This is a genomic window from Methanococcoides sp., from assembly GCF_030594565.1.
GTDB classification, from domain to species: domain Archaea; phylum Halobacteriota; class Methanosarcinia; order Methanosarcinales; family Methanosarcinaceae; genus Methanococcoides; species Methanococcoides seepicolus.
On record NZ_JAUVEY010000079.1, the window covers coordinates 1 to 10,187 of the forward strand.

General features: G+C 37.1%; 13 protein-coding genes and 2 pseudogenes. 4 read left to right on the plus strand and 11 right to left on the minus strand.

From position 1 onward, the window contains the following. The first annotated feature begins 137 nt into the window (after positions 1-137). On the plus strand, positions 138-989 hold the full coding sequence (locus QAS77_RS07590) for a hypothetical protein (protein ID WP_305064760.1): 852 nt from the start codon (positions 138-140) through the stop codon (positions 987-989). Positions 990-1,060: 71 nt separating this feature from the next. Here the strand turns inward: QAS77_RS07590 and QAS77_RS07595 are convergent, their stop codons facing one another. From QAS77_RS07595 to QAS77_RS07605, 3 genes are read right to left on the minus strand one after another with little or no spacing between them, the layout of a single operon-like run. After that, the gene (locus tag QAS77_RS07595; protein ID WP_305064761.1) at positions 1,061-1,513 is read right to left on the minus strand and encodes a DNA-deoxyinosine glycosylase; all 453 of its coding nucleotides are present in this window, start codon (positions 1,511-1,513) and stop codon (positions 1,061-1,063) included. A 36-nt stretch (positions 1,514-1,549) separates the two neighbouring features. Continuing rightward, positions 1,550-2,815 (minus strand): hypothetical protein, encoded by a 1,266-nt coding sequence (locus QAS77_RS07600; RefSeq protein WP_305064762.1) that lies wholly within the window; start codon positions 2,813-2,815, stop codon positions 1,550-1,552. A 27-nt stretch (positions 2,816-2,842) separates the two neighbouring features. Continuing rightward, positions 2,843-3,850, minus strand: a complete 1,008-nt coding sequence (locus tag QAS77_RS07605) for a hypothetical protein (RefSeq protein WP_305064763.1) — start codon at positions 3,848-3,850, stop codon at positions 2,843-2,845. Positions 3,851-3,994: 144 nt separating this feature from the next. Between QAS77_RS07605 and QAS77_RS07610 the strand changes: the two genes are divergently transcribed. Together QAS77_RS07610 and QAS77_RS07615 are read left to right on the plus strand one after the other, a co-directional pair. Then, positions 3,995-4,120 (plus strand): hypothetical protein, encoded by a 126-nt coding sequence (locus tag QAS77_RS07610; protein ID WP_305064764.1) that lies wholly within the window; start codon positions 3,995-3,997, stop codon positions 4,118-4,120. A 17-nt stretch (positions 4,121-4,137) separates the two neighbouring features. Next, the gene (locus tag QAS77_RS07615; RefSeq protein ID WP_305064765.1) at positions 4,138-4,260 is read left to right on the plus strand and encodes a hypothetical protein; all 123 of its coding nucleotides are present in this window, start codon (positions 4,138-4,140) and stop codon (positions 4,258-4,260) included. A 442-nt stretch (positions 4,261-4,702) separates the two neighbouring features. Here the strand turns inward: QAS77_RS07615 and QAS77_RS07620 are convergent, their stop codons facing one another. From QAS77_RS07620 to QAS77_RS07655, 8 genes and pseudogenes are all read right to left on the minus strand, one after another. Beyond that, entirely contained in the window at positions 4,703-4,957 is a 255-nt protein-coding gene (locus QAS77_RS07620) for a hypothetical protein (RefSeq protein WP_331522434.1), read from the minus strand. 19 nt (positions 4,958-4,976) lie between these two features. After that, on the minus strand, positions 4,977-5,258 hold the full coding sequence (locus QAS77_RS07625; RefSeq protein WP_305064766.1) for a zinc ribbon domain-containing protein: 282 nt from the start codon (positions 5,256-5,258) through the stop codon (positions 4,977-4,979). 134 nt (positions 5,259-5,392) lie between these two features. Next, entirely contained in the window at positions 5,393-5,857 is a 465-nt protein-coding gene (gene ribC / locus QAS77_RS07630; protein ID WP_305064767.1) for a riboflavin synthase, read from the minus strand. Positions 5,858-5,872: 15 nt separating this feature from the next. Beyond that, complete coding sequence (locus QAS77_RS07635; protein ID WP_250868291.1) at positions 5,873-7,015, minus strand: pyridoxal-phosphate-dependent aminotransferase family protein; 1,143 nt, start codon at positions 7,013-7,015, stop codon at positions 5,873-5,875. A 173-nt stretch (positions 7,016-7,188) separates the two neighbouring features. Further along, a complete protein-coding gene (locus QAS77_RS07640) occupies positions 7,189-7,746 on the minus strand; it encodes a CBS domain-containing protein (protein ID WP_250868293.1) in 558 nt (185 codons plus the stop codon). A 68-nt stretch (positions 7,747-7,814) separates the two neighbouring features. Then, a complete protein-coding gene (locus QAS77_RS07645; RefSeq protein ID WP_442920366.1) occupies positions 7,815-8,591 on the minus strand; it encodes a sensor histidine kinase in 777 nt (258 codons plus the stop codon). Positions 8,592-8,609: 18 nt separating this feature from the next. Beyond that, positions 8,610-9,352, minus strand: a pseudogene (locus QAS77_RS07650) (PAS domain S-box protein); the annotation flags it as partial. After that, positions 9,283-9,744, minus strand: coding sequence for a transporter substrate-binding domain-containing protein (locus QAS77_RS07655; RefSeq protein ID WP_305064769.1), 462 nt, complete (start codon positions 9,742-9,744; stop codon positions 9,283-9,285). The pseudogene QAS77_RS07650 and the gene QAS77_RS07655, both read right to left, overlap by 70 nt. 319 nt (positions 9,745-10,063) lie before the next feature. Here QAS77_RS07655 and QAS77_RS07660 point away from each other — a divergent pair. Then, positions 10,064-10,156 (plus strand): annotated as a pseudogene (locus QAS77_RS07660) (IS5/IS1182 family transposase); the annotation flags it as partial. Between the last annotated feature and the right edge of the window lie 31 nt (positions 10,157-10,187).

The following is a 10,187-nucleotide window of genomic DNA, read 5'->3' on the forward strand; positions in this document are numbered from 1 at the left end:
TGATACAGGATTGACGATAATTAGGCTGAATAGTTACGGATAATTTAAGAATTTGCCTTGCAACAGTTGCTTTATTAATTGGATTTATCTACTCTTTTTATTCTTTTTATAAAGGAAGAAAAGAACAAGCAACTAAAATGGCAGGTACTTTTTTTCTGGTCAGTATGGCGCTTTTTGCAAATTCTGGTTGGATTTATTTTCCAACTGTTTTTATTATAGCAACATTGGTCACTGACTCATTATTCCTCCAAAATTTGGCTGCAATCATAAAAGGAACTGACAGTTACTTTGAAAACCAAGAGCCTCGAGACGTTGAAGAAAAGAAACTTGAAATGGAGAAAGATCTTGAAGATCTTCTTCAAGCAGAAAAAAAGGTTAAAGAAGAGTCGGTTAAAGAAGTAGTAAAGAAAGTGGTAAACGAAACAGATAAAAATGTAGTTGAAGAAGCCATACATAAACTAACAGAAGAAAATGTACAAGAGGTCGTACGAAATACAGCACAAGAAGAACTTTATTTGAAAAAAGCAGACATTGTTTTGGACAACGAACAGAAAAAGAAAAAACTAATTCATTCATATTTCTCAATAGAAGATTCTGTATTTACTTATCTTGAAAGAATGTATGGTTCTACAATAATAAGAAATCAGCGTATTATTAACCAAAAAAAACAATCTGTCGAACTTGACGGTTTACTAAAGTTTGGTTTCGGGGATTTAATTTTTGAAATAAAACTTGTTCCAATTAGTATTCCGATAGAGAATATATTGGATAAATATATTGCTCAATGCAAAAATATTCTTGATAAATATAAATCTATTACTGGCAGATCCGCCAAATTGAAGCTAGTAATTGTTGGAGATAGTTTATCTCAATTTAAAAATATTGAGGACGACAATATTGATAGATTTAATATCATTATTCATTTTCTGTCTTTCGAAGAAATTGGTTTGAAAATATTAGATGATGGGTCCTTTACTACAATAAAATGAGTGGGGGCAAGTATGAACATCTAATTGGATATGTATTGTCCAGACAGGCAGCATTTATATTTTGTGACTGATTAAACGAGCATTTTATCTTTCCATTCTTCTGCTTTTTCAGAAAACTTCATTGCTCTTGCAGGACTAGATGAAGGTACTCCAATAACCTCTACATTTTTAGGAACGTTACAATTGCTGAGATATTTTTCTGCTTTTTTCCCATTGCATACTATTCTCTCGACTGTTGTTAATTGAGAAAAATCATTGTATTCTTCGTTACAGATGCTTTTATCGGAGCTTCCTACAACATCACAATTCTTCAGTGTGTCCCACAATCCGATTTGATTCTCTCGTAGGACTTTTATCTTTTCATCATAGGTCAATTCTTGCAGATCAATGTCTAAGAGCTCTTTCATAATCTTCCAAAACTGGTTCCGAGGATTAGCATAATATTGATTCATATCACGAGATGTTTGTCCGGGATAAGTTCCAACGATAAGTATTCTGGTATTCTCTTCAATCATAGGCTCCATGGTAATGTTCTCCTTTTATTTTATTTCAAAAACGAATCAAAAATATATATCGCTATTATCAAACTCATCTTTGAAGACTGTGTACAAGAGGCACTGATTAAAAACAAGCATCTGATTAGTGATAAAACGTCCAGTACTTTCATGTGTTATTTGTATTAGATCTTTAAATGAAATGTTGAGTGATGATATATATTCAACTTCTTCTTTTTTTAATTTTTCATTTGAACATATAATTTCATCAAATATGCTTTCCTGATACAAATCTGGTTGTAGCATCACAAGACTTAACTCGTCTAAAAGGTCCTTTTTTAGCTTGATAGAAGGCTCTGACGAAAGATCACAATATAATACAATATTTTGCATTTTAGTTGAAAGAAGGCTTCGGATATGGCTATATAATGGATTCCTCGTATCTCTAAGCTTCTCAATAAGCGATATGATATTATTTAATTCGTGAAGGGTAAAAAATTGTTGTTTGATCGTTGGGATGAAAGTATGTGATAAAGCTGATGATATCTTACTTCCATCCTCTGAACTGTTGATGGAAAAACGTAACGATATATAGAATTCATATATTTGTTTCAGTTGAAGCTTTATAGGTTGTGACTCTTCTCGCATTATTTCCTCATAGGAAAGCTCCCCATAATGATTATCTATTTTATTATAGTAATATTCCCGATGGTCTTCAGTACTTTGTACGCTTCTTTCCTGATAGAAATCAAATCTGGAGTCAATATAAGAATTAAATGAAAGGGCATTAACGATACTATTTTTTAATAACTTAGGAACACACATCAGATCGACCAAAGTAATGTGGATGAGTTTTGTCAAGAATTCACTATTCTTTGTCTCATTATTCGCAATAAATAATAGATCAAATGATTTCCACTCACCATTGAGAAATTCATTTAATGCTCGTGGAGATGTATGAATTAAGGCCAATATTGGAAGAATTAACTTTTCATATTCAAAAATAGAGTAATGCTCGTTTATCAAATTACTATAATTGTTTTTAACATAATCAAGCTTTAATTCCTTAACATGCCTAATTCTTTCTAGGTAAAATTCAATATCTTCAATATACCTACTAACACGTTTTGAAGTATATTCAATGAACTTAATTGTGTCATCATTTTTTGCATCATTAAGATGTTCTATAATTAAATTATGTAATTCTGGAATGAGTTTGTTGAAGAAATCTGTAGGAATAAAGCTAGTATAACTGTTGGTTTCTTGTTCAATTTTTAAGATATTACTGTTGAGTATTTTAATTAAATTTGCAAAAGGTAGATTACTATCCATACAAATGTAAATTCGTTCTTCTCTTTTCTATATTTCAAGGACTTTTGCTTGCAAACTCTCAATTTCTCTTATTATAGAGTTGATCTTAGCAACGAAATAGCTTGGGAAACTTTTAAAGTTTACATACCTATACCCATAGTAACTATCATAAAAGGTCTGAAGATTCAATTCCATTATTGTTTTCAGTTTATCTTCTTCATTTGTGTTGTCTTTAAAAGTAGGCAAAATCAAACTAAGCCCTTCGAGAGCAACAAAATTGCAATTATGTAAATAGTCACTTTTTCTTCCCAACCATTCCTGGTATTTCGATCTAGAAATGTTGTAAAGATCATAATCCTTGAAGTAATAATCAATTTCATCTACTGGTGGGTCATTCAAATTTTGAGAAAAACTTTCACAGAAATATTTGAGTTTATCAACATATTTTTTCTCAATTTTCTTGTCTTCGTTTTCATAGCTTGTAATTATTTCCTGATATTTTATGCTCAAATCTTCTCTTGGTTCTGGTTTATCAGGATAGATTTCATTCTTTTCTAAATTGGCAACGATTCGCGATGCATCAGTGATCTTCCAGTCTAATGGATAAAATAATCGATTTATCTGAACATTTTTCTCACTCAAAACTTCTCTCACAAGAGCTTCATTCAAATTGCATGTAAAGTAATAATTGTCAAGAAGATGTTTAGCTTCAGAATAGGATTTTATTTCTAATATTAATCGAACTAGTTTTCTGATTGTGGACAAATCAGATCGAAGTGAGTAAAAATTGGTTTTGCCACCTTTCTTTCCGGTATGCTTTGTTTCTGCTATTTTGAATATTTCCATTTTCAAAAATTTCCTGCAAGTATCTCCCACAGTTACTCTATTTATTCCTGATTCCGATTCGATTTTACCGGGATAACTAGAAAAATGAATGACGTTTTCAGGTGTTATTTTATTGAATTTTCGAAGAACATATTCTAAGTTTCTGCTTTCGTTTACAATAAAATGCTCTAGAACTTCCCATTCTCGTCCCTTTATCCCTTCGGCTGACATTTGTGCTCCTCAAGTTTAGAATGTTGTAAATAAAATCCACTTCTTATTTACAAATTGTTTTTCTAATTACTTAACTCTTTTGAAATCTATTTAAACTAAATCGTATAAATTAGGGATTGTTACTACAAAATGAGGTGATAAAGAATGAGTAAACAATCAGACAGCGACAACCACTCAAATCAGTGCAATCCGAACAACGATGCTTATTGGCAGAGTCGTGGGGATGATGAAAGACCAGATGACTACGAATCAAAAGATGAAGACAAATAATAATATAGAGGAATAAAATGACAGATAAATCAATGGATCAGAAAGCAGCTTCAAGGATACAGTCAAATGCAGATAAATCTGGAAATAACCAGGACTTTAAAGCACGTGCTCAGTCTGCAGCTGCAAAGAACAAAAAGTGAGTGGGGACGCTACCCACTTATTCATTTAATCAAGGAGAAATATCGATGTATACAGTATTTATCAAAGCTCCAGACATGAATTCTTTAATTGATGTGAACAAAATCGAAAGGATGATGTTCTGTGAAAATACGATATTTGCATTCAATATTCTTAGTGAATAGTTCTCAATTTACAATGGTAAAGCAGTCAATGCTGAAAAAGCACTGGCAGAGATCGTGAGCATAATTCATTCGGCCAAACGTTTCTCAGAAACCCGGGATGAGCCATTGATAATTGATTTTTCAAAAGATCTCGATTCTCCTAAAGTGCAAATACTTTACAAAAAGGAAATTGATCGCTTTGAGCGCATCTATTCCTAACCTTTTATTTTATGATCAAGTCACAAAACTTCATATAGTTATGTTTCTATATATTTTACTTAGATAATATGTCAAATAGAACCTATGATATGAGGACAGAACAAATTATTACTGATTTTCTTAAACCTCGTTTTTTTCCAGGATATGCAATATCTGGTTTCCCAGTTGCTTTTTTCCAATGTATACGATATCCAGAAAGCCCAATATCCCGCAACGCTTTACGCAACATGAGCTCTGGTTCCGTATTCTTTCCTTTGTTTGCGCTCATCACTTTGGATGTATTCTCTGATAGAGGTATTGGAGCACGCCCATCCCTTATGTAACTCATACTTACCATATCCTCAGTTTAATTTCAATTACTGTAATTCTCCTAACAGATCTTTTCCAAGATTAGACTTAACCAATGCTTCAAGCAATTGTGGTGTAATCTTCTCATGAACCTGCACATGCTCAAGTGCTTCATGGTCCAACACAAGTGAACACTGACTGCAGAACTTATCGTCCGGACGAAGTACATTATTGCAGCGAGGACAAGCTTTCAGTGTGATATGTCTCTTGTTATCCGTCTTGATGCCATATCTTTCGTAAATCTTATCATTGATCTCTTGATCAGTGTAGTTAGCGTAGATACGTAACATCTATGCAGATCCTCGGGACCAACCAGCTCTATGCTTGATCACCTATCCGTTGAGACCGTCAAGTATCCAGTTAATCATAGCAAGAGATTTCTCTCTTCTTCAACAAATTCAAAAAAAAGAATAAAGAAACTACCTTAATGTCTCAAAGTCCCGACATCCTCAAATCCCTGCCTTTGACCAGTACCGGCCTGCTTGACAAGTTTTTCAGGGTGGAACAGCATGTTGACGACATTTAAGGCGTGCTCGCGGGAGCGCATTTCCATGAGGAATGCGAGTTCCTTTTCGTCCTTTCCCTCGTCCTCATGTACGAACACTTCTATGATGTGGGTGTTTGTCATGAGTTGGGCCTGGATGATGCCGGTGGAGGCTTCGTGGGCACAGATCTTGTCCTGTTCCTTGGAGCCGGGCATTCCCAGAGCTATTACTATGTCGCATCCTTCTTCTTCGATGAGCTTCTTGGATGCTACCGGCAGGTCCTTGACACCGGGAACGGTTATCCGCTTGATCTTAGCGGATACGTTCTGCTGGATCTCATCGACGGCTGCACGTCCCATATTGAAACGTGCAAAGGTCGTATCGACAATGCCTATAGTTTTCATATATCATACTATGGCTTATAGTGTGTCAAATACTTTGGCAGCAGCCTCGGTACCTGCACCGATCTCATTAACGACATTGAGTTTCTTGAAAACGAGTTCAAGGTGCTGAATTGTCATCATGAGGTCCTTTGGAGCAACATTGCCCATACTGCCTATCCTGAAGATCTTACCGCTGAGTCTGTTCTGACCGCCTGCGATAATGATGCCCTTGTCCATCATTCCCTTCTTGATATCGTTGCTGTCAACACCCTCAGGTGCCTTCATTGCGGAAACTGTGCTGGAATAAGCACTGGTCGCGTTAAGCTGTGGGAACATCTCGATGCCCATTGCATCCATGGCAGCACGTACAGCAGCAGCGCCGGTTGCCTGCCTCTTGATCCTTGCATCCATACCTTCTTCCATGACGATCTTCAAAGCTTCCTGAAGACCGAAGAACAGAGGCACAGCAGGTGTATATGGTGTCTGTGACTTGGCTGCACTCTTCTGGTATGCCTTAAGGTCAAGATAGTATGGCAGATTTTCCTTGTTCATAGCCTCAAAAGCACGTTCGCTTACTGAAAGCATGGAAAGTCCTGGTGGTGCAGCGATGCACTTCTGTGAACCTACAACAGCGATATCAACGCCCCAGTCATCCACTTTAACATCGTCTCCACCGATGGAGGTCACGCCGTCCATGATGAACAAAGCATCGTACTTCTTTGCAAGCTTACCAACTTCAGGAGCTGGATTGCGTATACCTGCTGAGGTCTCGTTGTGTACCATTGTAACAGCCTTGGCACCCTCGGAAAGCTTCTCCTCTACAACATCGAGGTCAACGGAGGTTCCCCATTCGCACTCGACAGGAACGACCTGTCCATATCGGGCTGCGATATCCTTGAATCTCTCTCCGAACTTACCATTCTCGATAGTGACGACCTTGTCGTCTTTATCAATGGTGCATCCAAGAGCTGCTTCCATGGAAGCTGTTCCTGAGCCGCTGATGGTGAAAAGATCGTTCTCTGTCTGGAAGATCTCTTTCAGCATGGTGGTACAGTCATCGAACATTGCGGAAAATTCCTTGCCCCTATGATTGATCATAGGTCTTGACATTGCCCTGAGCACGCGAGGTGCAACAGGAACAGGGCCAGGCATCATAAGTAGTGTGTCTTCAAGGTCCATGTAATATCTCCTGTAAAGTCAATAAATAAGTGATTCTATTAGTATCTATTTCTATGAATAGTCGCTATAAATAATAAATAATTGAGCTACCATATGCAAATCTACTATATAATTGTAGTCAGCAAAAAAGAATAATAGCATGGGTTCGGCAAACAAATGCCTGCAAGCCTATTTTAGCCATGCAACAGCTTGATCACATCATGTTTTGTAACGAATCCTGTGGTAACACCCTTCTCGACCACAAGGACCGCCGGATTTCTTTCAAGCATATGTGATATCTCATTGAGCTCAGTAGTAGGCGAAACAATCGGGAAGGCATCACCCATGATATCCCTTATTCTCATCTGGGAAATATCCGATGCCTTTCTCTCTGTCATGACCTTAATAATAGTGTCCTCGGAAATACTGCCCAATGGAACACCCTGATCGATTACCGGAACCTGTGAAAATCCATTCTCTTCCATCAGATGCACAGCCGATTCGACAGAATCATCAGAAGAAACAAAAATAACAAGCGTGTGCATGATATCTCTTGCCAGCACTTTTTCCTTCTCCACTTCCTCAAAGGCAGTAAATATCTTCCTGAGTGTCGATAACCTCGGATCGACATCACCTGCTTCAATACGGGCTATCAAAGGTTGACTGACACCGGCACGCTTTGCAAGTTCGCTTTGGGTAAGGGTCAGATCAAGCCTTTTCTGTCGTAGCCTCTCAGGTGTTGGAAGTTGCATAATATTACTGATGGTAATTATAGTATTTAAGGAATTTGACCCGTTAACAATATAAAAATATTAAATAATCATTCAATGTCGCTTTTCAAAGGCATTGTGAACGTAAAAGTACTTCCTTTTCCAATTTCACTATCGACCCAGATCTCGCCGCCATGCATTTCCACAAAACGTTTCACAAGTGTGAGACCAAGCCCTGTTCCCTGCTGTACCTTTGAACTCATTTCTTCGAGTTGCCTGAACGGACTAAAAATAGCTCCAATATCTTCTTTGGCAATTCCCATTCCCGAATCCTTTACACTAACATAGAGCATTTCGTCCTTTACATTCGCAGACACGACAACAGTTCCGTTATTAGGCGTGAACTTTAGTGAATTGCTCAGCAGATTGTATAGTACCTGCTTGAATTTGGTCTTGTCAGCCTCAATAACAATGGTATTGTCTGCAAGATCTGTAGATATATCGATCCTCTTTTTTACGGCCATTGATGCGAGCAGCATGTTCACTTCCTCTATCGTAGAGGGTACGTCGAATTCTTTGGGCTGTAGTTCCATCCTTCCAGCTTCGATCTTTGAAAGGTCAAGAATATCGTTGATCACATCCAGCAAGTGTTTTCCGCTTGAAGTAATATTGTCCACATATTTTGTTTGTTTCTCATTGAGTGTTCCGAAAGTTCCCAGCATCAACATTTCAGAAAATCCAATGACAGCGTTAAGAGGCGTTCTTAACTCATGGCTCATATTGGCAAGGAACTTACTCTTCTCAAGGTTCATGGTCTCTGCCTTGATCTTTTCCTGAAGGACATATTCAGCTTTCTTTCTTTCAGTGATGTCTCTGAATATCGACATTATTGCAGGTTTTCCTTCATAATCAATGACCGATGCGTTCACTTCCACTGAAACCTTACGACCATCCTTTGCAAGAAAATCAAGTTCATACCTCGAAGGCACATCTGGATCATTTGATAGGCGTGTTTCACACCTCCCTTTTACCAGATCCCTGTACTCATCAGAAACATAATCAAAGAACGGTTTTCCATTAATTCGTCATTAGTATAGCCTATTATATCGGCAAACTTTGGATTTACGAATTTGAGCAGATATTCCTGAGCAATGATAATACCATCATTTCCTTTTTCAACAAGGGTGGAATATTTCTCATCGCTTCTCTTCTTCTCTTCAATATAGTCTTCAAGAAGCAGGTTCTTCGCCGTAAGCTCATCTGTCTTTCTTTTGACCTTATCCTTAAGTACTAAATTTAATATGATCAGAAGAGAGATCACCCATACTCCGATGGCCAAATATGGGAGGAACTCTTTAAAAATATTTTCCTTTTGTTGAGGTAATTCCTGTGAAGGTGTTCCTTTCAAGGCTAAATATGAATTCATATCATTGAGCAGGTCGATATTGTTTCCATCTGCAACTGCAAAATACTGCCCAAAGGGTTCTGTTTCTATTGGGGTTACTTTCACATCATAATCGCTACTGTAATAATTACCAAAAGTATAGGGGATTATTCCTGCATCTGCTTTCCCGCTATCTATATATTCCAGGATCGTGATGGTCTCAGCGACTTCAATATAGTTAGATTGTACCCTATATTTTTCCATCCTTTCTTTGAAATAATTAAACTAAAGTCCTCTTCATTTCCTATGATGGTTTTGCCTGAAAGGTCAAGTATGGAATTCACTTCGAGGTCTGGATTTACATAGACCTGACTCCAGTAGACATGTGCGGGCTCTGCTGTAAAATTGAATACTGAATCTCTTTCTTCAGTATACGCAATATTGGTGACAACATCGACCTCACCGTTTTCAAGGAATTCAAGTGCTTCTGCCCATGTGCACTCTATGAATTCGAGTTTCCAGTCATTCTGTTTGGCCATGTCATTGATAAGATCAACAGTTATTCCGGCAGCATTACCATTTTCATCAGTGAATATCATTGGTTCATACTGATACAATGCAACTTTCACTTCTCTTGCACTAACTGGTGCTGTCATTGAAAATAAGAGTATCAGGACGATTGCTATGAATAATATCCATCGGGTATTTGCTTTGCAGGTCATGTTCAAGTATCCGAAAATCGAAGGGAAGTCAAGATCAATTAGTGCATTATCGAGATCCTATTATTTTGTGCTTTATAAAATCGATTTGGTAATATAAATGTGTTTTGATAACTGAACTGCGTTCTGTTATATATATAGTTAATTTGGGCTCTGTAGAAAACCTATTTTCTATTTAATTTTCACATAAAATTTTAAAAAGGATTATCCCCTGAGTATTACTTAGCACAGAAAACACAAAGGGGATGATTGTGTTTTGTTTAACAAATACTTAAAGTTTGTTGATACAGCACTAGCTGTATCAGGTAACTCACACCTTCAAATCTATAGTTGCAAGTATTCCAAAAGAAAATAAACGAAAATCTTTCCTGAAAACCAGT